Here is a 23,913-nt window from a genome sequence, read left to right on the forward strand (position 1 = left end):
ATGGCAAATCATCCAACTACCCGTGCTGGGGCAGCTCACGGCAACGCGAAGGGTTACAACACCGGCTTCGTACTGTCGATCCTGCTCACGGTGGTCCCGTTCGCACTCGTCATGCACCCAATGCTGCCGCGCGCGACGACTGCCCTGGCGGTCCTTGTGTTTGCGGTGGTCCAGGTAGTGGTGCAACTCGTGTACTTCCTGCATATGAACCGCGCCTCGGAAGAGGGCTGGAACCTGATCAGTTTCGTCTTCACGCTCGTGATTCTGTTCATCATCGTGGCGCTGTCCGTCTGGATCATCTGGAGCATGCACTACAACATGATGATCAACTGATCACCTACGCGTATCCGACCGAAGGTACCCGGACCATGTATAAGCCTTACCTGCAACTGGCAAAGCCCGGCATCGTGATCGGCAATCTCATCGCTGTCACGGGCGGTTTTCTGTTGGCTTCTCACGGGAGCGTTGACTGGTTCCGGGGTGCGCTCGTCGCGCTCGGCGTCACGCTTGTCGTGGCGTCGGGATGTGTGATCAACAACGTGATCGACCGCGACATCGACAGGTTGATGTCGAGAACGCGCAACCGCCCGCTGGTCACGGGCCGGGTGTCGGTGCCGGTCGCGCTGTTGTACGGCATCGTCCTGTGCCCGGTCGGCATGGGCCTGCTTTACGCGGGCGCGCGGCGCTTGCTTCCCGTTGCGTTGGTGTTCGTCGGCTACGTCGTGTACGTCGGGCTCTATAGCCTCTACATGAAGCGCAATTCGATTCACGGGACGCTGGTCGGCAGCATCGCTGGCGCGATGCCGCCCGTTGTCGGATATTGCGCGGCGAGCGGCAGGTTCGACGCTGCGGCAGCTACGCTGCTGGTCATGTTCGGTCTCTGGCAGATTCCGCATTCATACGCAATCGCCATCTTCCGCGCCCACGACTACCAGGCGGCTTCTATTCCGGTCTTTCCGGTAGTGCGTGGCTTCGCGGCCGCAAAGCGCCACATGGTGCTCTACATCGCGGCTTTTATCGCGATCACGCTGATGCTTGGTGTTCTCGGCTACGCGGGGAAGGTCTACATGCTGGTGGCGCTGGTTGCAGGCCTGTACTGGCTTTTGCTGGGAGTCGCGGGACGCAATGTCGGAAACGAGGCGCAGTGGGCGCGCAAGGTCTTTTTCGCTTCGATCGCCGTGGTGACGGTACTCAGCGTGACGATGTCGGTTGATGGATACGCGCCGCCGGCAAGCTCGCGCCTCGTTTTCCTGACCCGGGGGATCGGTAGCTGACGCCGTGGCCAGATTGCAGTGATCAACCGGCGTCTACCGAGCCCTCACGCATGTGATGCTAGTGATTCAGGCTGACGTTGCTGCTCCACGGGCAATAGCACCCTACAGCAACTGTGGCGAACGGTTCGATATGCTCTCCCGCGAGCAGCCGGTTCAGAATCGGCTCGACGAAACTGTTTGCCGAACTACAGACCAGACCTTCGCTATACGGCCCGGCGTATGCCAGCTTGCCGTCCGCAGCCCAGATTGCAATGGCAGGGCTCGCCGGTATCCGGTCCATGCCTTCGATTCCCGATAGAGGCTTGAGCTTGCCTTGCAGGAAGGCTGGCAACTCACCCTGCGTGCCGGGCTTGCGCACACTGTAGAAATCCATCTTCGCACCTCTGAACATCGTAATCAGGTAATTCAGGTGCGCGTCGGTTTCCTTGTTGCAGGTGTTGCAATCCGGGTTCCAGAAGTGCACGACACGTATGCGCCCGGTGTTGCCCGCCAGTTCCGGCGGCAACTGGAGGTCCGAATCCAGAAACAGCACGGCTTTGTTGGAGTAATTCGTCAAACCGCTCACGCCGAAATATCGCCACAGCGCGACGCCAGTCCCTATCAGGATGCACACGGCCGCGAAGAGGAAGAGGACGATTGGCAGGCGGCGCAGCGGCGGCACAGGCTCGCGGCTGCAATTTTCTTCACGAGATAAAAACATGTCAGGTGTACTCCCGCAGGACATCCGGCGTGATCAACGTCCGTGTCCGAACTTGCTTCGAAACTGAGCTTCCATCTCACGGCACGCGTCTTCCTGAAAGCGTCGGGAAGGCCGGGACTGAGTCGAGTCCTGACTGCTGCGCCAGCACTGATCGACGGCGAGCCGCTCCTGCTCTTCGATGACAGGCGTTTGCGGACGCGAGACACCGTAGAGCAATGCTGCCGTGACCGTGGCGACGAAAAGTCCCGCGCAAAGCAGGAAGTACGCGAACGGGCGCTTGCTGATGCTGGCGAGGTGAAGCGGATCTTGAGGCATACAAGCCTATCGTTGTATACATACATAAACTACATTGTATGCGTACAGACGATAAACGCCGCGAGCGAGGTCGATTCAAGGGTGCGGCCTTTCGTCGCCGCGGGCGAGCCTGGATCGGTGTCGAGAAGAGGAAACGCCAGGGAGAGGGCACGCGCGGACCTGCGTCGCGAAAGCCCTCAGGGCGCTCCCGCGGCAAATCAGATCACGACTTCAGTACGTTCGCTGGGTGGTGTGGCCAGCAGCGCGGAGAGGTTGCGCAGGGCCGCGACGAGCTGCAGGCGGTCGCGTCCGCCCCCGAGGGAAATACGGATCGCGCGGGGAGGCTCCCCCGTGCCGACGAAAAACGCGTCGGAAGGCGTCACCGAGAGGCTTCCCTCGCGTGCGGCGCGAGCGAGCTCGCGTGCACTCCAATGCGGCGGCAAGGACCGCCATAGATGAATGCCTTCGGCGACAGCGGCTTGCCCGGACTGCGCGAAGTTCTGGGCGGCTAGTTGCTGGCGCGCGCGTGCTTCGGTCTGAACTGCGCTCAGCAGCGTTTGCGCGGAGCCGTCCTGAATCCACTGTGTGACCAGTGCCGTGGCAAGCGGCATCGGCATCAGTGCGAATGTGCGCACTGCCGCGAGGAACCGGTCCTCGACAGACGGGTCCGGCAGCACGACGAACGCAGTGCGCAAGCCCGGCGAAAGGCACTTCGATAGCGTGGAAACGTAGTACACGAGATCGGGCGCGATGGCGCAGATCGGCGCGGGAGCGTGATGCGCAAACAGCCAGTAGGGATCGTCCTCGATGATCTTCGCGCCGAGCCGCGCGGCCACCTTGGCAATCTCCTGTCGACGCTCAGCTGGCATCGTGTGGGCCGTGGGATTCTGCAGCGTCGGATTCAGATAGATGAGCCGTGCCTTGTGCTCGCGGCATGCCTCTTCCAGCGCGTCGGGACGCATGCCGGCATCGTCGATGGCCACGGAGACCACTCGTCGGCCGAGTTGTTGGACAGTCGTGCGCAGGCCCGGATAGACCAGTGGCTCCGTAAGAACAGCGTCACCGTGTTCCGTAAGATTGAGAACGATTGCGGCCAGAGCCGCTTGTGCACCCGGACAAACGACCACCCGCGCCGGCGCGACCGGGCCGAGCGCTGGCGCGAGCCACCGCGCGGCCGCCTGGCGGTCAGCGTGCCTGCCTCCACCGAGGTGGTACGTGAAGAGCAGATTGGCCTCGCTGTGCCTGGTGACCACAGCGAGCCCCTGGCTAAACAACGCGCTCAGATCGATCTGTGAGGGGATGGGGGGCACATTCAGGCTCAGATCGACCCATTGGGTCAACTCTGATTCCGCTCCTCTGACGAAGGTCCCGCGCTGGCCGTGGGCCTCCAGAAGGCGGCGCTTGCGGGCTTCGTCGTAAGCGCGCGTTACTGTCGTGAGGTCGACACCAAGGGCCTCCGCAAGCTGCCGTTGCGGCGGAAGGCGGTCGCCGGGACGAAGGACTTCGTTCGCAATGGCCTCGCCCAACAGATCGACGATCTGCTGATAGCGGGGGCCAGCGCCGGGAGACAGAGGGCGCAGCCAGCTTATTTCGTCGCCGACGCGAGGTTTCTTCTTCCTGGGGCTCATTGCGCAGAGGTATACCGTCGTTCGAATGCAATAGTATTAGGTATTGCGACCCACGTGTCCATACATCGAAATCTTGTACGTCTGGATGGTCTCCGGTGCCGGCGGGGGAATCCCTACGGCCATTCGACTCAAACCGGGCTTTGAGCCCTGACGAGCAGACCGGAAAGCTTGCGTAGGGCCGACTCGAAACGTGGACGTTCGCACGAAGCGGTTCTACGAATCCGTAGGCGCGCATATCGTTCTGACGAAAAAATCGTTGTCGACGCTTATCGCAGACGCCACTCTGGAAGGTGTTTTGTATATCGGGTGTCTGAGCATGCTGAGTGATTCCACGGACGAAATGACCGACTGGCTGCTTTCCGGTCTCGAACTAAAGAGCACGGTGTTTCACGTTGGGCAGTACTGTGGCACGTGGCAAGCATCGACCGCAGGCCGTCATCTCGCCAGCTTTCATGTCGTGCTGTATGGCGAATGCTGGCTACATGTCGCAGCCGGACCGGAACGCGCGGCGCACAGCATCCACTTGCAAGCTGGCGATGCAGCGTTTCTGGTGCGAGATGTTCCGCATTGTCTGTCGCCGTCAGCCGAGCCGCCGGCGGCTGGCAGCGAGACCGCGCGCATGGGCGTGATGACACCACTCGAACCCGAACAGATTCACGAGCGGACCGGGGCGGGCGTTGGCATTGCTTGCGGCTTCTTCGAATTCGCGTCGGCGCTCGACGGACTCATGGTCGGGCTGTTGCCAGAACGGATCATTGCGCGCCACGACCACCCGTCGATGGAAAAGGCACGCACGATATTCCGCCTGATCCAGGACGAAGCGTTGGGCGGCGCCGATGCAGTGTCGCCGGTTCTCGCCCGGCTCACCGGACTGCTTTTCCTGTACGCGTTGCGTGCGCATGATCGCGACGAGGATGCGGTGCCAAGCTTCTGGCGACTGTTGCGACACCCCGCGTTCGCGCAACTGGCGGGCGCCATCGTCGAGACTCCCGAGAGGTGCTGGACGACGCAGACGATGGCCGCTTTCGTCCATATGTCCCGTTCGCGTTTTTGCCGCCTGTTCGGCGAGCTTGCCGGCCAGCCGCCTGCACAGTTCGTCGCCCTCGTCAGAATGAAACTGGCCGCCACCATGCTTGCGCATGGAGCATCGACCGCGAAAGTCATCGAGCAGGTTGGCTACCATTCCGAGTCTGCATTCGCCCGTGCGTTCCAGCGCGTGATCGGAGTACAACCCGGGTCATGGCGGCGCGGTCATCCCGTAGCGCGTGACCAACAGACAAGATCCATACAAAGCGGCGCGATTCATTGAGCAGCAGCGGTCAAAGACAATCGGGCAGAAATTAGAGATGGTTTCGACTTGTTGGCAAGCGGGCACGGCGCACAGAATAAGTCTCTCAATTAGAAGGAGTGCAATATGAGCCGCCTGCCCCTGCAGACTGTCGAGAGCGCGCCCGAGGCGAGCCGTCCGTTTCTTCAGCGCTCACTCGCCGCAAACGGTTTCCTGCCAAACCTCGTCGCCGCGCTGGCGAATGCGCCTGTGGCGCTGGAGACGTACCTGACCGTCGGAGAAATCAACTCACGCGGCGGACTTACGTTGGCCGAGCGTGAAACGGTTCAGATCACGGCTGCGGCGATTCACGGTTGCGGTTTCTGCGTGGCGGGTCATACCGCAGTTGCGTTGAAGAAAGCACAACTTGCCCCTGCGCTGGTGGATGCGCTGCGTGCGCAGCAGCCGCTGCCCGACGCGCGGCTCGACGCGGTCGCTGTATTCACGCGCGCGGTGATCGCCACGCGCGGCGCTGTCGCTGACTCGGAACTCACGGCGTTCCTGGCAGCTGGCTTTACCAATGCGAACGCGCTCGAAGTGGTCCTCGGCGTGAGTCTTGCCACGCTCTGCAATTTCGCGAACAACCTCGCCCGCAATGATCTCAATCCGCAACTGGCCGACTACCGTTGGGAACCCGGGACACAAACGGTATGAGTACAGCTTCTTTCGTCCCCGCGGATCTTGCCGTATGGCTCGACACACACGCGGAGTTGCTCGACTCGAGCGCGGGGCACGCACGTGAAATCGTGCCGCGGCTTGCCGCTGCCGGGCTTTTCGGCATTGGCGTGCCCGTTACCTATGCCGGCGGTCGTGGTGGTGCCGCGACCGACGCGGTCGAAGCGATCGCACAGGTTGCTTCCCACTCTCTGAGCGCGGCATTCGTATTCTGGGGCCATCGGACCTTTATCGAATACCTGTTGCACAGTCCGAATGCAGGGCTGCGCGAGACGTGGCTCCCGCAACTGCTAAGCGGAGAGATCGCAGGCGCTACGGGTCTGTCGAACGCAATGAAGTACCTGTCCGCGCTCGAGCCGCTGCAGATGAAAGCCGAACCGGTTGCCGCCGACGGGTCCGGCGCGCGTCGCTGGGCGCTGTCCGGGAGTCTGCCGTGGATCACGAATCTGCGTCCCGAGGGATTTCTTGTGGCGGCAGCGTTCGATCACGCCGACAGCGGCAAGCCGTCGATTTTCGCCGTTCCGCACGATCTTCCGGGCGTTGGACGCAGCGCCGATCTCGACCTGATCGCATTGCGCGCGAGCAATACCGCAGCGTTGAAGATCGAGGGCGCGCAGCTCGATGAACGCTGGATGATCGCCGACAACGCGAGTACGTTCCTGACTCGCGTGCGTCCCGGCTTCCTTGGATTGCAGTGCGGTCTTTCGCTTGGCCTTGCGCGTCGCGCGCTCGCGTCCGTAGCGCTGGCTCGTCCGGCATCGAGGCTGGCGCTGGCGGCAGACGCCGAACAGCTTGCCGACGAGCTGGCGCGGTTGACCGACCAGTTATGCATGGGCATTGCGGCTCAGACCTATGTCGAGGATGCGTCGAACCTTTTCCGTCTGCGCATTGCGCTGGCGTCGCTGGTGGCATCGGCCGTCAATCTCGAGGTCCAGGCGAGCGGCGGACAGGGCTATCTGCGCGAGCAGTCGGCCGTTGCGCGTCGCGTGCGCGAGGCGTCGTTCGTGCCGATCGTCACGCCAAGCATCGTGCAACTCAAGCACCAGCTTGCGCTGCATGCCAGGACCGAATGATGGCTGAGTTCGTCGCATCTCACGTCGAACTCCGCGACATCGCGCTCAGCTATGGACAGCGCCGGGTTATCGATGGCGTCACGTGTGGCGTACGACGCGGCGAGATCGTATCGATCCTTGGTCCGAGCGGGGTAGGCAAATCGTCGCTGCTGCGCGTCGTGGCGGGACTGTCCGCGGCCACGCGTGGCACCGTCCTGATCGATGGCGAGCCCGTGAGCGGTCCGCGCCCGGACGTGGCCATCGCCTTTCAGGACCCGTGCCTGCTGCCGTGGTTGTCGGTGGAGCGCAACGTCGCATTCGGACTGGGCTTCGCGAGACAGACGAAGTTGTCCGCTGTCGAGCGCCGGGCGCGAGTGGCCGCGGCGCTCGAAGAAGTCGGACTCGCACACGCGCGAGACCTGGTGCCTTCACAGCTGTCTGGCGGCATGGCGCAGCGCGTGGCTCTGGCGCGTTGCGTGGCCCGGCGGCCAAAAGTACTGGTCCTCGACGAACCGTTCGGGGCGCTGGATGAAGTCACCCGCGAGGGGATGCAAAAACTGCTGAAACAGGTTGTCGCCGACACGCAGGCAGCAACGCTGCTCGTCACCCACGACATCGATGAAGCACTGCTCGTATCCGACCGCATTGCCGTGCTTGGCCGGCGCGGCACGCTGGCGCTGGAACTGGATATCGACATCCCTCACCCACGCGTCGAACATCTGCAGGGGCTCGGCGCCTTGCGGCTGCGAATCCTGGAAGCGTTACGCGATTCGATGCCTTCATCCGTTTCCTCCCACAACGACTGAGGAATGCGTTTTATGTGCGAACACCCTATTTCCCGTCGCGACTGGCTCAAGCTCGCCGCGATGCTGACCGTGACCGGCGCGGCACCGTTGCTGAGTGCTTTCGATGCCCGTGCGAACGCCGAACCCGATGCACCCGTACGCATCGGTTACCTGCCGATCACCGATGCCGCGCCGCTGCTCGTCGCACATAACAAGGGCTATTTCGCCGCTGCCGGTCTGCAGGCGGACAAGCCCGTACTGCTGCGCAGTTGGGCTCAACTCGTCGAAGCGTTCCTGTCGGGTCAGGTGAACGTGGTGCACCTGCTTTCTCCGATGACGGTATGGGCACGCTATGGAGCAAAGGCACCGGCAAAGATCGTCGCGTGGAATCACGTCAACGGATCGGCTCTCACCGTCGCGCCGGACATCTCGACGGTGAACGATCTTGGTGGCAAGACCGTAGCGGTGCCGTTCTGGTACTCGATTCATAACATCGTGTTGCAGGACCTGTTGCGCGCGAATGGCCTGACGCCCGTTCTAACGAAGAGCGGTCCACTGGAGCGCAACGAAGTCCGTCTTGTCGTGATGGCGCCTTCCGATATGCCGCCCGCGCTTGCTGCAAAACAGATTGGCGGCTTCATCGTCGCTGAGCCGTTCAACGCCGCGGCCGAAAAGATGCAGGTGGGCAAGGTCCTGCGGTTCACCGGCGACGTGTGGCGCAACCACGCCTGCTGCGTGGTGTTCATGCACGAACGGGATATCACCGGCCGTCCGCAGTGGACGCAGAAGGTGGTGGACGCGATCGTGCAGGCTCAATTGTGGACGCGCGCGCATCCGCAGGAAGCGGCGCAACTGCTTTCGCGTTCGGGGGCTGATCACTACACGCCGCATACGGCGGACGTCCTTACCGATGTGCTGGCGCCGTCTGCGGCAGGCGAGGGCCGCTACCTCGGAGACCGGGCGATCGTTCACGCGGATTGGCACCAGAAGCGGATCGATTTTCAGCCCTATCCGTATCCGTCGTACACCGAGGAGCTCGTGCGGCGGCTCAAGACAACAAAGATCGACGGCAACCAGGCGTTCGTTGCACAGCTGGACCCGAAGTTCGTCGCGGGAGATCTCGTCGATGAGCGATTCGTGAGACGAAGCATTACATCGGTTGGCGGCATGCAGGCATTCGGTTTGCCGGACGGATTCGATCGAAGGGAGACTGTGATTGTCTAGTAGTTTTCCATCACGCACAGTGAGTTCATCACGCACTGCGAGTCACGCCGACGGGGACAGGGCAGTGCAGCGCTCGCGGCGCCTGCCGAACGCGCTACTTGGACTGCTTGGCGGCGCGATCGCGATCGTCGCCTGGTGGGCGGCGGTGACGCTGCCAGGCGGCGCCGACAGCTTCGTTGCGCAGTTTTCACCGCTGCATGCGCTGGCGGCATTGCCGGGGCTCGTCGCCGACGAGCATCTGTTGTCGCATGTGGCAGCGAGTCTGCGCCGCGTCGCGGTTAGCCTGGGCTGGGCGCTCGTCGTCGGCGTCCCGCTGGGCTTTGCGCTCGGCCGCTCGAAGCGCTTCGAAACGACGTTCTCACCGACGCTGCAGTTTCTGCGCATGATTTCGCCGCTGTCGTGGATGCCCATCGCGGTGATGTCGCTCGGCATCGGCGATCGCGCTGTGTATTTCCTGCTGACCTTCGCGGCCGTGTGGCCACTGTCGATGAGCACGGCGGCAGGGGTGGCGCATATCGATCGTCGGTGGGTGCAGCTAGGCGAGTCGCTCGCTGCCACGAGGCTCGAAATGCTGTGGCACGTGTATGTGCCGGGTGTCGCCTCGCACGTGCTGACCGGCGTGCGGCTCGCAATCGGCATCCTGTGGATCGTGCTCGTGCCGGCCGAAATGCTCGGGGTCAGCTCGGGGCTGGGTTATCTCGTCCTCGATGCTCGGGACCGCCTCGCCTACGGGGATCTGACCGCCGTCGTTCTGACCATTGGCGCACTCGGGTTTGCACTGGACTGCGCCGCGCGTGCCGCGCGGAAGTTTGTCGGCGGCATGCCGGGCCAGGATTGAGGCGGTCCGCGCGAAACGGTCAGCTTTTGAGGATGTCCGCAAGTACTCGCACAGCCTCATCGATCGAGGTATCCCAAGGGTGGCCGAAGTTCAGGCGGATACAGTTTTCAAACGAGTGGGTCGCGGAGAAGATCGGCCCGGGCGCGATACTGATGCCGTGGCCGATGGCGCGTCGATGAAGCGCCATCGCATCGACCGCATTGGGCAGCTGAAGCCACAGAAAGTAGCCCCCATTCGGAAGGGTCCATCGCACGTCGCGCGGCAGCGAACGCCGCAGCGCGGCATCCATTGACGCCAGCTGTGACTTGAACGCATTGCGCAGCTTGCGCAAGTGCTTGTCATAGCCTCCGTATTGCAGATAGTCGGCAATTCCGGCTTGTACCGGAATGCTGGCTGACAGCGTCGTCATCAGCTTGAGCCGTTGCACCCGGTCGGCGAATCGGCCAGCCGCTACCCAGCCGATCCGGTAGCCGGGCGCGAGCGTCTTCGAGAAAGAACTGCAGTGCATGACGAGGCCCTTGGTGTCGAAGGCCTTCGCCGGCAGCGGCCGATCACGGCTAAAGTGAAGCTCCTGATAGACGTCGTCTTCGATCAGCGGTATTTCGCGCTTTGCCAGTAGCTCGACGAGCGCTTTCTTTTTCTCCACCGACAGCGTCACGCCCGTCGGATTCTGGAAGTTCGTCATGAACCAGCAGGCGCGGATCGGATGCTTTTCGAGCGCGACCGCGAGTGCGTCGAGGTCCAGTCCCGTGACCGGATCGACGGGAATCTCGACCGCGCGCAGGTCGAGCCGCTCGATGGCCTGCAATGCGGCGTAGAAACCGGGCGACTCGACCGCGATCACGTCGCCCGGGCGCGTCACCGCCATCAGACAGAGATTGAGCGCTTCCAGAGCGCCGTTTGTCACGACGATTTCATCGGTTGCCACGGAGAGGCCTGTGCCGATGTAGCGCAGAACGATCTGGCGACGCAGGTGGTCATTTCCCGGTGGCAGGTCCGCGACCGTACTCCACGGGCTCAGCGAGCGCGTGCCCTGTGCGAGCGACTTGAGGAGCCTCGCGGACGGAAAGAGCAGAGGGGAAGGAAAAGCGGAGCCGAGCGGCACGATGCCTGGATGCCTGGCCGCATCGAGCACTGAAAACACGAGATCCGAAATATCGACCTTCGCGGACTCCGCGAGCGTTGCAGCCTGCGTGGAAGCCGCTTGCTGGATTCCCGCACCCGGTGTGACGTAAAAACCAGAACGCTCCTCGGCACGAATGAGCCCCCACTCCTCGAGCAGATAGTACGCGCGCAAAACGGTCGACTGACTGACGCCATGCTGCGCGATGACATAGCGCAGTGACGGAAGGCGAGAGCCGATCGGAATATGGCCGGCCCGGATCTCTTCAGCGAGCGTGGTGGCGAGTGCCTCGTAGCGGGTCATGTTGGGCTTGGTTGGAATGTTTGTCGCATGTTACTCGCCGTCACACGTCATGTGATGTTTGGAGACGTGAACGTCGTGCGAGGTTGTCGGCGCAAAGTATGGCTCGAAAGCGGCGCGGCCGCCTGCCAGATGCTGATGCCTGGCACAATCGCATGCAAGCTGGAAGCTCAACAAGGTGCAATACCCCGGGCGGGAATCCCATGTGAGCCTCGGGGCGGTCAGCACGCGCGACTCGAACATGGGTCAGGGGAGAGTCCAGATGGTGACGACGGCGACGACAGCCGGGCAGCGCATCCGTGTGCGCGGCAGTCGCCGCAAATGCGCGGGATGATCGCCTCAGGTGCGCTGCAACGCCGCGCTTGCGCGTTCGTGCCGGAACAGGCAGAGCGCAACGAATGCCAGCAGCAGCTCGAGCGCCGCGAACGACGCAAAGGCCAGCTCGAAGCTGCTTTGTTCGAGCGCGCCGAACGCGAACCTGCCGAAACCCGCGCCGACAAACAGCGCAAACACATTCAGCCCCATGGCCTGCCCGGGCCGCTTGCTGCCGAATGTCGTGACGATCCCGGCGAACATCGGCTGTGTCATGTCATAGCCAAGCGACAGGATCATCGCCACCAGCGGCAACACGGCGCGTTCGCGTGATGAATCATTCGACGCCGAGGAAAGCATTTCGGTTTTCATCGGTAGAGGCCCCATATCTCGTGAATCAGCGCATCGCATGGAGCGATGGTTTCAAAGCCCGGGATATTTTCGAAGAGGCCCAGCAGATGGGCGCTGAACACGGCGAAGTCCGCATTCGCACCGACGGCATCACGAATAAAGTGCATCAGATCTGCTTTCTGGTCAGAAGTGACGGAAGTCAGCATACGCGATCAGCCCGCCAGTCGCGCAACCGCGCGTGCGAGCCGGCCGAAGCCGTCGTCGATCTCCGCGTTCGTGATGATCAGCGGCGGGGCGATCCGCAGCACGTTGTCGCCGGCGGAAAGACATAGCAGCTTCTCTTCGTGCGCGAGCGCGACCAGGTCCGATACCGGCGGAAGGCATTTCAAGCCCATCAGCAGACCGTTGCCGCGTACCTCGCTGAACACCTGCGGATAGTGCAGGGCCAGCTCGCGTGCCCACGCAAAAAACCGCTCGGATGCCCGCGTGACGCGAGCGAGGAATGCGGGCGCGCTGATCATGTCGACCACCTCGGTGGCGACTGCCATCGCCAGCGGATTGCCGCCGAAAGTCGAGCCATGCGTGCCGCGCTCCATCACGGCGCCGACGGCTTCCGTCGCGAGACAGGCACCAATCGGAAACCCACCTCCCAGGCCTTTCGCGGTCGCGAGCACGTCGGGGATCGCTTCCTGCTCGTAGGCGAAAAACGTCCCGGTTCGGCCGATTCCCGTTTGCACTTCGTCGATCAGCAGCAGGATGCCGTGCTGGTCGCACAGTGCGCGCAGGTTGCGCAGATAGCCGGGCGGCATCGGTCGCACGCCGCTTTCGCCTTGCACGGGCTCGACGAGCACGGCTGCCGTGCGCGCGGTGATGGCCCGCTCGAGCGCGGCGAGATTGCCGAACGGAACCTGATCGAATCCGCCGGGCAGCGGCGCGAAACCCTCGAGGTACTTCTGCTGGCCGGTAGCCGTCAGCGCGGTCAGGGTGCGGCCGTGGAATGCCCCTTCGATCGTGATGATGCCGTTGCGCTCGGGGGCGCCGTTGACATAGTGGAAGCGACGCGCCGCCTTGATCGCGAGTTCGACCGCTTCAGTTCCGGAGTTGCAGAAGAAGACCCGGTCGGCAAACGACAGCTCGCAGAGCCGCTGCGCGAGACGCTCCTGCTGCGGCGATGCATACAGATTCGACGTGTGCCAGAGCTTGCGCGCCTGCTTGACCAGCGCATCGACGAGCCGCGGATGACCGTGGCCGAGCGCATTCACGGCGACGCCACTGCCGAAGTCCAGGTAGCCCGTTCCATCGGCCGTGAACAGCGTACTACCGGCCCCGCGCTCGAAGCAGATCGGCGCGCGGTTGTAGACCGGCATCAGAAACGAACGGACTTTGTCATGCATGAGGGACCCCCGATAGGTGCGAATGCAGGCATTGTCCGAGCAGCAGCGGACGGCCCACAGCAGCAGGTGCGCGAAAACTCTGCGCAGCACGCGCGTGCTCGGGCGAATCAGGCGCCATCTGCTGCTGTTTCGCCTTCAACGGCGAATCTATCCTCGGTGCTTGTTCTCACATCCCGCCGGATCAACGTGAATACAGCCAAAGCCCGACCCTCCCCGAATCGTCTGCGACTGTCCGCTGCGACGAGCCGTGTGCAGTCGTCCGCGATCCGCGACCTGTTCGGATTGCTGTCACGCCCGGAGGTCATTTCATTGGCCGGCGGCTTTCCGTGCGTCGATGCGATCGACGTCGACGGACTCAGGGATGCCGCAGCGCGCGCGATGCGCAAGTCGGCCGCGCAGGCGCTGCTATATGGCAGCGTGCAGGGTCATCAACCATTGCGCGAACTGATCGCCGAACGTTGTCGTGGTTACGGAACGCAACTGCAAGCGCCGGACCTGCTGATCACCTCGGGGTCGCAGCAGGGCATCGACCTCGTCGCCCGGACGATGATCGATCCCGGCGATACCGTCGCGGTAGAAGCGCCGACCTATCTGGGCGCATTGCAGGCGTTCCAGGCGCAAGGGGCAAAGCTCGTCTCCGTACCGACGGATGCCGACGGGCTGGACGTCGTCGCGCTGGAACGGATCATCGAACAGCATCGTCCGAAATTGCTTTACCTGATACCGAACTTTGCGAATCCGACGGGCGCCGTGCTGGCGTTGCGGCGTCGCAAGCCGCTGCTCGATCTGGCGCAGCGCTACGGCGTACTGCTGGTCGAAGACGATGCCTACGGCGAGTTGTACTTCCGCGATCCGCCGCCGCCGTCGCTGCTTTCGCTGGCCACCGACGACGAACGCGAATGGGTCGTTCATCTATCGAGCTTCTCGAAAATTCTGGCGCCGGGACTGCGTCTCGCCTGGATCGCTGCACCCGCGGCACTGATGCGGCATCTGTTGCTGGCCAAGCAGATCAGTGACACGCATGCGTCTGCCACAGCACAACTCGTCGCCTTCCATTTTCTGAATGCTGGGTCATTGGAACCCGCACTATCACGGGCCCGTGGCTACTACGCGAAGCAGGCGACGGTCATGCAACGGTCGATCGGCGCGGAACTCGGCGATATCCCGCTGCGCGCTGCGCTGATCAGGGGCGGCATGTTCCATTGGCTCGAACTGCCGGAAGTCGATACCAACGCTCTGCTGCAACAGGCCGTGCAGGCGGGCGTAGCTTTCGTGCCGGGAGCACCGTTCTTTGCGGATGGCGCAGGCTCGAACTACCTTCGTTTATCGTTTGCGAGTGCGACGGCCGATCAGATCGGAGAAGGAATGCGACGTCTCGCACAGGCCATCAGGACGCACGACCGACGCGCGAGCGTGCTCCAGCCGACCCGTCGCTGAGTCAGTGTGGGGCGAGAGCTGCTGCGCTCCTTTAAGCGCCATCTGCTGCTTGAGGCGGCCACGGCGGCGCGATATTTTCTTTGTTCCGTGTCAACCACACGTCCGTCATTTCCGCACTATGTATCGCTACAACGAATTCGACCGAGCCTTCGTGGAAAGCCGCGCGGCCCAGTTTCGCGACCAGATCGAACGCTGGCAAGACGGCAGGCTGAGCGAGGACGCGTTTCGGCCGCTGCGCCTGCAAAACGGCTGGTACGTTCAGCGCCACGCGCCGATGCTGCGTGTCGCGGTGCCGTATGGCGAGCTTTCGAGCGCCCAGCTTCGCGTGCTCGCGCGTATTGCACGCGAATACGACGAGCCCGAAGCAGAGGTGTACCGGCAGGCAATGGAGGCTCAGCGCAAGCTCGGCACCGTGCGTTTGCCGACCAATCAAGCGCACTTCACGACCCGCACCAATGTTCAATTCAACTGGATACCGCTGTCGAAAGCCGCCGACGTGATGGACCTCCTCGCCACGGTCAACATGCACGGCATTCAGACCAGCGGCAACTGCATCCGCAACATTTCATGCGATGAGCGGGCAGGTGTAGCACCGGACGAGATCGCCGACCCGCGACCCTTCGCCGAGATCATGCGCCAGTGGACCACGCTGCATCCCGAGTTCGCGTTTCTGCCGCGCAAGTTCAAGATCGCGATCTCCGGCGCAAAGGAAGATCGCGCGGCGACCGGATGGCACGACGTGGGACTGCGCCTCGTTCACGACGAAAATGGCGAGCTGGGCTTTCGCGTGTCAGTGGGCGGGGGCATGGGCCGCACGCCGGTCATCGGCACCGTGCTGCGCGAGTTCCTGCCGTGGCGGCACATCATGAATTACATCGAGGCCGTGGTCCGCGTGTACAACCAGTTCGGACGGCGCGACAACAAATACAAGGCGCGCATCAAGATCCTCGTGAAGGCCGAAGGCCAGCGCTTCATCGACGAAGTAGAGAAAGAGTTCCGGCAGATCGTGGATCACGACGGCGGTCCGCACACGATTCCTCAAGCCGAGTTCGACCGCATGAGCACGTATTTCGTCGTGCCGCCGGCAGCGGCCGAGCGCCGGGCTGCCGACCCGGCCGCTGCTGCCGCGCTGCAAGCCGCTGCACGGCAGACGCCGCAATTGCAGCGCTGGCTGGAGCGCAACGTCGCGCCGCACAAGGACCCGTCCACGCGCATCGTCACGCTTTCCTTCAAGCGGCCATTGCAGGCGCCCGGTGATGCATCGGCCGATCAGCTCGAACGCGTGGCGGATCTCGTGGACCGCTTTTCGTCGGGAGAAGCGCGCGTCACGCACACGCAGAACATCGTGCTGCCGTGGGTCCACGTCGATGACCTGCTATCGCTGTGGCATGCGGCGGTCGCGGTGCAGCTCGCAAGCGCCAATGTGCATCTGCTCACCGATATGATTTCCTGCCCCGGCGGCGACTTTTGCGCGCTTGCCAACGCCCGCTCGTTGCCGATTGCACAGAGCATCATGGAGCGCTATCAGGATCTCGACGAATTGAACGACATTGGCGAGGTCGATCTGCATATCAGCGGCTGTATCAATTCGTGCGGCCATCACCACAGCGGACATATCGGTATTCTTGGCGTCGACAAGGATGGCGCGGAGTGGTATCAGGTCACGCTCGGCGGCGCGGATGGGTCCGCGCGCAGCGGCGACGCCCGCTCCGGCAAGGTCATCGGCCCGTCGTTCGCGTCACATGAAGTGACGGATGTCGTCGACGCGGTGCTCGGCTGCTATGTAGCGCTGCGCGAGCGGCGTGGCGAACGTCGCGAGACTTTCATCGAAACCGTGCGCCGGGTCGGACTCGATCCATTCAAGGCTGCCGCGGACGCGGTTCGCGCAACGGCGCAGGAGCGCGTATGAAGACCCCGGCACGCATTCGCCTGCTCGCCGCGCACGACCATGCCGGCGATGCAGCAGCGCCCATCCTCGCTTTGCCTAACGATGCCGATCCGCTCGCGTATGCGGCCGATATTTCAGCCGCCGCGCGCGTCGAGCTGCATTTCCCCACCTTCACCGATGGACGCGCGTACTCGCAGGCGTACCTCGTGCGCCGCCGGCTCGGCTTCCAGGGCGACTTGCGGGCGACAGGCGAGGTACTGGTCGATCAACTGATGCAGATGGAGCGCATGGGCTTTTCAAGCGCGGTACTGGACGAAAACGTCGCCGTGGAAGACGCACAGCGTCAACTCGAACGCTTCACCGGGTTCTACCAGGGCGATGTTGTGCGCGGGGCGCCGTATGGCGGGACGGGTACAGGTGACGCGTCGCCTGCGTCCGTTTTGCCGGCGCAGCCGCCGGAGGGAGCCTGAGCCCGGCGCAGCAGGTATATCGCTGCGATGCGCTCATCGCATCGCCAGTCCAATCAGCACACGGAACGGCAGCGCCAGAAGGAAGGCTGTGGCGATGCCGGCGCGTGAATATCTGTGCTGAAGTGTCAGAGGCGGCCATGGCCCCGGCTGCATTCCTCAAATTGATCACAACTGCTGCTGTTCTGAATCCCCGAGAAGCATGAACATTAGTCAACGTGATCAAACGAACTGGAGGAACTGATGGAACTCATCCGGATGGCGCGCATCGTTTTGTGGAGTTTCTTCGGAGTGCGCAATCGAGCCGCCCACGAAGCCGACTTCGCCAATTTAAACTTTAGCTGGCTGCCGTTCGTGGCGATTGGGCTGGCTGCCCTGATCGGCGGCTGCATTCTGGGTGTCGTATTGCTTGTCACACACCCTGCGATAACCGCTCAGGGTTTCTAAGCGGCCGAACCGACGTGGTGACTCTAAGATGGCTAACTCCTGCCAACTATCGAAAGCGCAGACTTTCGCGAGAGAGTTCGCTGACCGAGGTACACCCCATCAATTTCATGCCCCGCTCCAACTCCGTTCTCATCAGCGCCAGTGCCCGCTCAACGCCAGCCTGCCCGGCAGCTGCCAGTGGGAACAGATAGTAACGTCCGACGCCAACGGCTTTGGCCCCTAGAGCCAGAGCCTTCAGAACATGGGTTCCACGTTGCACGCCTCCATCCATGATGACGTCCAGCTTGTCGCCCACAGCATCTACAACCTCCGCGAGCTGATCGAATGCGGCTCTCGATCCATCTAGCTGCCTGCCGCCATGATTGGAAAGCACGATGCCAGTACAGCCGATTGCTGCCGCGCGCTTCGCGTCCTCGACAGACATCACGCCCTTGAGGCAAAACTGGCCATCCCAGTCACGGACCATCTCGGCGACGTCGTCCCAATTCATTGAAGGGTCCAACATTTCCGTGAAGTAGCGGCCAATCGACATGGCACCGCCGCCAAAGTCGACGTGGGTCTCCAGTTGCGGCATGGAAAAGCGCTCATGCGTGACGTAGTTCAGAACCCATCTGGGCTTCAGCGCGAATTGGAGCATACCGCCCAAATTAAGTCTGAAAGGGATGGTGAAGCCTGTACGCAGGTCGCGCTCGCGGTTTCCACCAGTGATACTGTCGACCGTCAGCATCATCACATCAATGCCAGTTTCTTTGGCACGTTGCATCATTGCACGGTTTAACCCGCGGTCCTTATGGAAGTAGAACTGATACACCTGCGGTGTCGGGAATGCTTTGCGTAACTCTTCCATGCTGACAGTGCCGAGCGAAGAAACGCCGAACATCGTTCCGTACTTCGACGCCGCCGCCGCCACTGCGCGTTCGCCTTCATGGTGAAAAAGGCGTTGCAGTGCGGTCGGGGAACAATACACAGGCATCGCCAGCCGCTGGCCGAGCACTTGCACCGAGAGATCCACGTCACCCACTCCCCGCAATACATTGGGCACCAGGTCGCATTGCTGGAAGCTCGCGGTGTTCCGGCGATAGGTCACTTCGTCGTCGGCGGCGCCATCGATGTAGTTAAAGATTGGGCCCGGCAACCTTAGCCGTGCCAGCTCACGGAAGTCGTGAAAGTTATGGCAATCGCTTATCTGCATATTGCACTGGTAGACATCGAGGCAACTGGCGCGATCCTGTTCCGCATGTTCGGATCTCAATGGGCACGCAGAAAAACAAGCTACGCCTTCTGCTCCTGGTCAATGTGCTGTGGCGAACACATCGATTTGGCCTCCCGGAAGGCCAAATTTCCGGAACGGTCAGTTCTCATGCCGCGTTTTCTTCATCGTCGCCGGATCGCGCACGATGGTGACCGCGCACGGCGCGTAGGCGAGCACCTGGCGGGCGACCGAACCGATCAGCCAGCGATCGAACGGCGTATGTCCGCGATGCCCCACCACGAGATGGTCGATAGCATGCCGCTCCGCGTACAGCACGATCTCTTTCGCCGGCGGGCCGACCACCAGATCGAACTCCACGGCTCCGTTCGAAGCGGCGAGCTTCGCCTTGACGTCGTCGAGGATCTCGTTGGCATGGCGCACTTCCAGCTCGATCAGACTTTTTCGCTCGACTTCGATCGCACCCCAGTCGGGCGTTCGCGCGACGACGAGCACATGCAAGCGCGCGTCGAAACGCTTCGCTAGATCGACAGCGAAAGTAACGGCATATTGCGCGGATGCCGACCCGTCATAACCTACCAGCACGTTCTGCATGATCTGCTCCTGTGCGGTTCAAACCGGGCCGTGACTTCGTCTGACGAAATCCATCGGGCCATTTGCGTGAACCGCGAGCTCTCCCCGACTTCGAGATGTCGGCGCGAAAGCATGCGTGATCCACTCGCGAACCTGCCGGGTGGATCGTCATGCGGACGGCGTCGGCACCTGCGCTGTTGAATCAGTTGTCGTCGCTTCTGGACGGGAGATGCTCGTGAGGTTCGGGCTCTGCCGCGTCGGCGTTCGGAAGGTCGTCTGGGGCCGGATGTTGCTGGCCCTTCGGATCGGGCTGGCCAGTCGTGCCGGCGGAAGTTTGCGCGGGGTCGCGAGAGGTGCCGGTCGGCTCAGCGGATGGATTGGAGGTCATGGTGTGCTCCTGCGCTGATGAATGCAGCTTCTCTCATGATAATCCCCCTGACTGATTAGAGTAATACGCGCTGTCGCGCCCGACGGCAGTTTCTAGCCACGGTCTGGCGATTCTTGACCTAGACTTTAAGTCTTGCTGAATTGCATAGACACATTCAATGTAAGTTGATGCGGCGATCGATAAGCAAAAGGAAGGTGTTATGGCTATCGTCGTACACAACATCACTGTGGGTCCTCCGAGCTGGGGCGTAGCGTGACGGCGAGCGATGCCGCGCCCGCTACGGGCGCCTGGCGACATATCGTGCGCGCGCAGGGCATCAGCCTGTCCTACGGCAAGATACGCGCGCTTTCCGGTATCGACCTCGCCATTGGGCGCAATGAGATCGTCGGCCTGATCGGTGACAACGGCGCGGGCAAATCGACGCTGATCAAGGTGTTGACCGGGGTCGTGCGGCCGAGCACGGGCAGGCTGTTCATCCGGGACGAGGAGGTCGACTGGAGCCGCTTTTCCGTGCGCGAGGCGCACCGATTGCGCTTCGAGACGGTCTATCAGGAAAAATCGCTGGGCGAGAAGCAGCCGCTGTGGCGTAACTTTTTTGTCGGCCGGCAAATCACCAACCGGTTCGGTTTCATCAATGTTGCCGAACAACGGCGCATCGCCAACGAGATATTGAAGCAGCAGCTCGGATTCCGCGGCGTGGGGATCGACGCGGATTCATTGATTGCGAAGCTCTCCGGTGGCGAGCGCCAAGGCATTGCGATCGGACGGGCAATGTATTTCGAAAGCGATCTGATCATTCTCGATGAACCAACGGTGGCGCTTGCCATCAGCGAGGTGCGCAAGGTTCTCGACTTCGTGCGCTCGATCAAGGCGTCCGGCCGCGCCTGCATCTATATCGAACATAACCTCGCCCATGTGCACGAGCTCGCCGATCGACTGGTCGTGCTCGATCGTGGCCGGATCGTCGCGGATTTCAAGTCGGGTGAGATGAGCCTCGAGGAACTCACCCGGTTCTTGATTTCGCTTCAGCAGAGCGGGCACGGGCCGGCGCCGGTTGCGGGGACACGGGCGTGAGCGATCCGATAAAAGAAAAACGGCCGGCGCGGCTAGTGTTTTTTCGTCTGCCAGGTTTTGCTCGCGTGGAGGGATTGCCGAGCGTGGTCGTGTTCCTGTTGGTGGTCGGCCTGTTCATGGCGACTGCACCGCGGGTCTTTTTAGGCTGGCCGATCTACTTCTCCTTCCTGACCACCGTGCCGCCGCTGGTGGTGTTGGCGATCGGGCTGACTCTGGTGATTGCGGCTGGGGAAATCGATCTGTCGTTCCCGTCGGTGATGGCATTCGCGGGCTTTCTGTTCGCCTGGTGCGTGAACACCACCGGATCAGCCTGGCTAGCCGTCATTGCGGCGTTGGCTGGCGGCGCGCTGGTCGGCGTGGTGAACGGGGTGCTGGTCGCGGTGGTCGGTGTGCCGTCGATCATCGTGACGATCGGCACGCAGTTCCTCTGGGCCGGTGTTGCTTCGATCCTTTCCGGCGGGCTTTCCAATGCGCTACAGCAACTCGCCAGCGGTTCGGCCTATGCGGTATTCGCGGGCACGTTGTTCGATGTGGTCCCGATGCAAGCGATCTGGGCGCTCGGGCTCGCCATATTCATGTGGTTCATCCTCAATCGCCACCGTTTTGGCGAGCACGTGCTGTTCATCGGAGACAACCGCAACGTCGCGAAGGTCGTGGGCATCAACGTGCCGCGTGAGACGGTGAAACTGTTCACGCTGATGGGTGTGCTGGCTGGTTTCGCCACGGTTCTGCTCACGCTCGAGAATCTGAACTACTTCTCGACCCAGGGGCAAGGCTACCTGCTGCCGGCGCTGGCCGGCGTGTTCATCGGCGGAACGTCGGTGTTCGGTGGCACGGCGACGATCGTGGGTACTTTCTTCGGCACCTTCGTGATTGGCATGTTGGAGGCAGGAATCGTTGCGACAGGTATCGCCGGCTTCTGGGTACAGGCGATCGAAGGGGTGGTGTTCATCGTCGCGGTGATCCTGCATCTGTTGGTCGAGAATCCCGCCAGGCTGCGCGTATTGCGCGAAAAACTCAGGTTTGGCGGGCGATAAAGCCGTTAAATCAGGAGATAGGAGCAGAAATGATCAAGATCATGACGGGATTCCTGCTGGGGACGAGCGTCCTTGCGTTCGGCCTCGCGCCAACCGCCGGTGCCACCGAGCCGACCACGACGGGGCCGCTCGGCGCCGGTATGACGATGTATATGCAGATGGGCGGAAACCCCGGCGACGGTGCGACGCTGCCACGTCAGACCGGGGCTGCGGACGCGGGGCATGCCCTCGGCATCAAGGTGATCGAGCAGTTCTCGGCCTGGAGTCCGGAGACGATGCTTGCGCAGTTTCGCCAGGCGATGGCGGCGCATCCGACGTGTATTGGCATCATGGGCCATCCGGGCGATCCAGCCTTCGCACCACTGATCAAACAGGCGGTAGACCAGGGCATCATCGTTACCGTCGGCAATACACCACTGCCGGAAAACCAGAAGCTCTACGACGCGAAGGGCTTCGGCTACGCCGGCGTCGAACTCTACATCGGCGGGCAGATCACCGCTCAGGCGATGCTCAACGCCGGGCTCAAGAAGGGCGACGAGGCGCTCGAATATGGTGTCTTCAACGAGAGCGTGCGCAGCCAGTCGGACCGTGGCCTTTCCGAGACGCTGGAAAAAGCCGGCGTGAAGGTGACGAGGCTCAATATTTCTCCCCAGGTGGATGCCGATTCATCGCTCGCCGTGCCGATCCTGGTCGCCTTTATCCAGGCGCATCCTGATCTGAAGGCGATCGGCACGCAGCACGGCGGGGTGACCGGGTTCATTCCGCAGGCGCTACAGCAGGCTGGCAAGAAGCCGGGGCAAATCATCGTGGGTGGCATCGATCTGGCGCCCGCGACGATTTCCGGGCTGCAGAACAAGTACCTCACTGCGACGCTCGACCAGCAACTTTATCTGCAGGGCTTCCTGCCGGTCACGCAATGCGTGCTCTCGGCTGCTTATCATTTCGCGGGACTGACGATCAACACCGGCGCAGGTGTGCAAACACCCGCGACGATCGACTCGCTGATTCCGCTGATCAAGCGCGGGATTCGCTAAGGACGAGTGATGGGAGATGGAATGGCTTTGGTGCTGCCGTCACATCTCTGAATCCGCGCGATGCAATGATTTTGCGGCTGATTCCGCTTCCTCATCGAACTTTTTTTGGTTCGATGAGGATGGCGGCGCGCCTCCCTCCGCACTACCTGTGCAGCAATTGAAGTCGAAAAGGTCGGGCCACACTTATCGATGTGACCAGGCATAGATGCCGCGTTCCAGCACCGGATTGCGCGAGTAAAGACATGACGACGTCCACCTGAGCGCAACGGCGTCATATAAGTTCTGGTCCGGCACTGGCTCAATCATTGCTGACCGATGCCGTGGAACAGTTGCAGAGCGTGCATCGCAGTGACCCATTGGCGTGTCTACACTCTGCTACGCGCCCTATGTCGTATTATTCGTGGTAAGTCCGCTGCTGACCGTGGTCGTGAGGCGCCCTCGCTCGTGGCCGGCCCCGGCGCGCGATGCGTTTCCAACCTGGTGCAAGCGTTCTCCCACCCGACGAACCGGGCACGCACTCTTACCGGCAGTCGGCAATACTGTAAGGAGCAGTCACGATGAAAATGCAACGAAACGCTCCCCGGATCGCGTCGACCCTGCTCGTCGCGGCGTTCACACTGGTTCAGGCTGGCGTCGCAGTGGCGCAGACGGCTGCTCCGCAGAGCGCCAGCGAGATCCACAGGACCGGCATGCCACCGACGCAGCAGCAGGGCGACATATCGTTCGTGACCGGCGGAGTTGGTCGCGACGAGTCGACCGCGCTGCGGCAGGCACGCAGGCAGTGGCCGCTGTCTCTGCAGTTCACCGGTCCCGGTGCGAGCTACGTGGCCGACGTCCAGGTGCAGATTGCCAAAGGCGGCGCGAGCGTGCTCGATGCCACGTCGAAGGGGCCGTACATGCTCGTGCGGCTGCCTCAAGGGCGCTATACGATCAGCGCCACCTACAGCGGCGTGACCAGAAAGCAGACGGTGAATGTCCGCGGCAATGGCAGCGCGCGCGCGACGTTCTCGTTTCCGTCCGGCGGTCACTGAGCACGGCGCCGCGCCGAAGGTCGCGCGCGGCGCGTTCGTTTGTTAACGCG

26 protein-coding genes are annotated in these 23,913 nt (G+C 62.4%); 16 read left to right on the top strand and 10 right to left on the bottom strand.

Annotated features, from left to right (window positions below; genetic code table 11):
- Positions 1-333, top strand: coding sequence for a cytochrome o ubiquinol oxidase subunit IV (gene cyoD, locus GCT19_RS13905; RefSeq protein WP_152852279.1), 333 nt, complete (start codon positions 1-3; stop codon positions 331-333).
- Between the two features lie 35 nt (positions 334-368).
- Positions 369-1,274, top strand: a complete 906-nt coding sequence (gene cyoE / locus GCT19_RS13910; protein WP_152852280.1) for a heme o synthase — start codon at positions 369-371, stop codon at positions 1,272-1,274.
- Positions 1,275-1,332: 58 nt separating this feature from the next.
- On the opposite strand, the gene GCT19_RS13915 is transcribed toward cyoE, so the two are convergent.
- The 3 genes from GCT19_RS13915 to GCT19_RS13925 all read right to left on the bottom strand — a co-directional run bounded on the left by GCT19_RS13915 (position 1,333) and on the right by GCT19_RS13925 (position 3,896).
- The gene (locus tag GCT19_RS13915; RefSeq protein ID WP_184250088.1) at positions 1,333-1,935 is read right to left on the bottom strand and encodes a DUF6436 domain-containing protein; all 603 of its coding nucleotides are present in this window, start codon (positions 1,933-1,935) and stop codon (positions 1,333-1,335) included.
- A gap of 72 nt (positions 1,936-2,007) precedes the next feature.
- Positions 2,008-2,289: a hypothetical protein gene (locus tag GCT19_RS13920; protein ID WP_227749255.1), complete on the bottom strand. Its 282-nt coding sequence runs from the start codon at positions 2,287-2,289 to the stop codon at positions 2,008-2,010.
- 197 nt (positions 2,290-2,486) lie between these two features.
- Positions 2,487-3,896 carry an aminotransferase-like domain-containing protein gene (locus GCT19_RS13925; protein ID WP_152852281.1) on the bottom strand — a complete coding sequence of 470 codons (1,410 nt, stop codon included), beginning with the start codon at positions 3,894-3,896 and terminating at the stop codon, positions 2,487-2,489.
- Between the two features lie 316 nt (positions 3,897-4,212).
- On the opposite strand from GCT19_RS13925, the gene GCT19_RS13930 reads away from it, so the two are divergent.
- The 6 genes from GCT19_RS13930 to GCT19_RS13955 all read left to right on the top strand — a co-directional run bounded on the left by GCT19_RS13930 (position 4,213) and on the right by GCT19_RS13955 (position 9,797).
- Positions 4,213-5,205: an AraC family transcriptional regulator gene (locus tag GCT19_RS13930; protein WP_227749256.1), complete on the top strand. Its 993-nt coding sequence runs from the start codon at positions 4,213-4,215 to the stop codon at positions 5,203-5,205.
- A 105-nt stretch (positions 5,206-5,310) separates the two neighbouring features.
- Entirely contained in the window at positions 5,311-5,877 is a 567-nt protein-coding gene (locus GCT19_RS13935) for a carboxymuconolactone decarboxylase family protein (protein WP_152852282.1), read from the top strand.
- Positions 5,874-6,971, top strand: coding sequence for an acyl-CoA dehydrogenase family protein (locus tag GCT19_RS13940; RefSeq protein WP_018437437.1), 1,098 nt, complete (start codon positions 5,874-5,876; stop codon positions 6,969-6,971). Before GCT19_RS13935 ends, GCT19_RS13940 begins: the two co-directional genes overlap by 4 nt.
- Positions 6,971-7,756, top strand: a complete 786-nt coding sequence (locus tag GCT19_RS13945) for an ABC transporter ATP-binding protein (protein ID WP_018437436.1) — start codon at positions 6,971-6,973, stop codon at positions 7,754-7,756. The genes GCT19_RS13940 and GCT19_RS13945 overlap by 1 nt, the downstream gene beginning before the upstream one ends.
- A gap of 12 nt (positions 7,757-7,768) precedes the next feature.
- The gene (locus tag GCT19_RS13950; RefSeq protein WP_152852283.1) at positions 7,769-8,959 is read left to right on the top strand and encodes an ABC transporter substrate-binding protein; all 1,191 of its coding nucleotides are present in this window, start codon (positions 7,769-7,771) and stop codon (positions 8,957-8,959) included.
- 64 nt (positions 8,960-9,023) lie between these two features.
- Complete coding sequence (locus GCT19_RS13955; protein WP_321576804.1) at positions 9,024-9,797, top strand: ABC transporter permease; 774 nt, start codon at positions 9,024-9,026, stop codon at positions 9,795-9,797.
- 19 nt (positions 9,798-9,816) lie between these two features.
- Here the strand turns inward: GCT19_RS13955 and GCT19_RS13960 are convergent, their stop codons facing one another.
- From GCT19_RS13960 to GCT19_RS13975, 4 genes are all read right to left on the bottom strand, one after another.
- A complete protein-coding gene (locus GCT19_RS13960; protein ID WP_018437433.1) occupies positions 9,817-11,223 on the bottom strand; it encodes an aminotransferase-like domain-containing protein in 1,407 nt (468 codons plus the stop codon).
- A 336-nt stretch (positions 11,224-11,559) separates the two neighbouring features.
- Entirely contained in the window at positions 11,560-11,838 is a 279-nt protein-coding gene (locus GCT19_RS43330) for a hypothetical protein (RefSeq protein WP_227749257.1), read from the bottom strand.
- A gap of 62 nt (positions 11,839-11,900) precedes the next feature.
- Positions 11,901-12,089: a hypothetical protein gene (locus tag GCT19_RS13970; RefSeq protein ID WP_018437430.1), complete on the bottom strand. Its 189-nt coding sequence runs from the start codon at positions 12,087-12,089 to the stop codon at positions 11,901-11,903.
- A gap of 6 nt (positions 12,090-12,095) precedes the next feature.
- Entirely contained in the window at positions 12,096-13,277 is a 1,182-nt protein-coding gene (locus GCT19_RS13975; RefSeq protein ID WP_152852285.1) for an aspartate aminotransferase family protein, read from the bottom strand.
- A 186-nt stretch (positions 13,278-13,463) separates the two neighbouring features.
- Between GCT19_RS13975 and GCT19_RS13980 the strand changes: the two genes are divergently transcribed.
- The 4 genes from GCT19_RS13980 to GCT19_RS13995 all read left to right on the top strand — a co-directional run bounded on the left by GCT19_RS13980 (position 13,464) and on the right by GCT19_RS13995 (position 17,516).
- The gene (locus tag GCT19_RS13980) at positions 13,464-14,714 is read left to right on the top strand and encodes an aminotransferase-like domain-containing protein (protein WP_321576805.1); all 1,251 of its coding nucleotides are present in this window, start codon (positions 13,464-13,466) and stop codon (positions 14,712-14,714) included.
- Between the two features lie 118 nt (positions 14,715-14,832).
- On the top strand, positions 14,833-16,623 hold the full coding sequence (locus GCT19_RS13985) for a nitrite/sulfite reductase (RefSeq protein WP_152852286.1): 1,791 nt from the start codon (positions 14,833-14,835) through the stop codon (positions 16,621-16,623).
- Positions 16,620-17,072 (top strand): DUF934 domain-containing protein, encoded by a 453-nt coding sequence (locus tag GCT19_RS13990; RefSeq protein ID WP_152852287.1) that lies wholly within the window; start codon positions 16,620-16,622, stop codon positions 17,070-17,072. Before GCT19_RS13985 ends, GCT19_RS13990 begins: the two co-directional genes overlap by 4 nt.
- 240 nt (positions 17,073-17,312) lie before the next feature.
- The gene (locus GCT19_RS13995) at positions 17,313-17,516 is read left to right on the top strand and encodes a DUF2970 domain-containing protein (RefSeq protein ID WP_018437425.1); all 204 of its coding nucleotides are present in this window, start codon (positions 17,313-17,315) and stop codon (positions 17,514-17,516) included.
- Positions 17,517-17,562: 46 nt separating this feature from the next.
- Here GCT19_RS13995 and GCT19_RS14000 read toward each other — a convergent pair whose 3' ends face one another.
- The 3 genes from GCT19_RS14000 to GCT19_RS14010 form a co-directional block, all read right to left on the bottom strand.
- Positions 17,563-18,708, bottom strand: a complete 1,146-nt coding sequence (locus GCT19_RS14000) for an alpha-hydroxy acid oxidase (RefSeq protein WP_018437424.1) — start codon at positions 18,706-18,708, stop codon at positions 17,563-17,565.
- Positions 18,709-18,867: 159 nt separating this feature from the next.
- A complete protein-coding gene (locus tag GCT19_RS14005; protein WP_018437423.1) occupies positions 18,868-19,320 on the bottom strand; it encodes a universal stress protein in 453 nt (150 codons plus the stop codon).
- A gap of 181 nt (positions 19,321-19,501) precedes the next feature.
- Positions 19,502-19,687 (bottom strand): hypothetical protein, encoded by a 186-nt coding sequence (locus GCT19_RS14010; protein WP_013093219.1) that lies wholly within the window; start codon positions 19,685-19,687, stop codon positions 19,502-19,504.
- Between the two features lie 252 nt (positions 19,688-19,939).
- On the opposite strand from GCT19_RS14010, the gene GCT19_RS14015 reads away from it, so the two are divergent.
- The 4 genes from GCT19_RS14015 to GCT19_RS14030 all read left to right on the top strand — a co-directional run bounded on the left by GCT19_RS14015 (position 19,940) and on the right by GCT19_RS14030 (position 23,863).
- On the top strand, positions 19,940-20,761 hold the full coding sequence (locus tag GCT19_RS14015; protein WP_018437422.1) for an ATP-binding cassette domain-containing protein: 822 nt from the start codon (positions 19,940-19,942) through the stop codon (positions 20,759-20,761).
- Complete coding sequence (locus GCT19_RS14020) at positions 20,758-21,798, top strand: ABC transporter permease (protein WP_227717788.1); 1,041 nt, start codon at positions 20,758-20,760, stop codon at positions 21,796-21,798. Before GCT19_RS14015 ends, GCT19_RS14020 begins: the two co-directional genes overlap by 4 nt.
- A 29-nt stretch (positions 21,799-21,827) precedes the next feature.
- The gene (locus GCT19_RS14025; RefSeq protein WP_018437420.1) at positions 21,828-22,832 is read left to right on the top strand and encodes a substrate-binding domain-containing protein; all 1,005 of its coding nucleotides are present in this window, start codon (positions 21,828-21,830) and stop codon (positions 22,830-22,832) included.
- A 557-nt stretch (positions 22,833-23,389) separates the two neighbouring features.
- A complete protein-coding gene (locus GCT19_RS14030) occupies positions 23,390-23,863 on the top strand; it encodes a hypothetical protein (RefSeq protein WP_018437418.1) in 474 nt (157 codons plus the stop codon).
- Positions 23,864-23,913 lie beyond the last annotated feature (50 nt).

Origin of the sequence: Paraburkholderia atlantica, assembly GCF_009362785.1 — a bacterium.
Classification (GTDB): Bacteria; Pseudomonadota; Gammaproteobacteria; order Burkholderiales; family Burkholderiaceae; genus Paraburkholderia; species Paraburkholderia atlantica.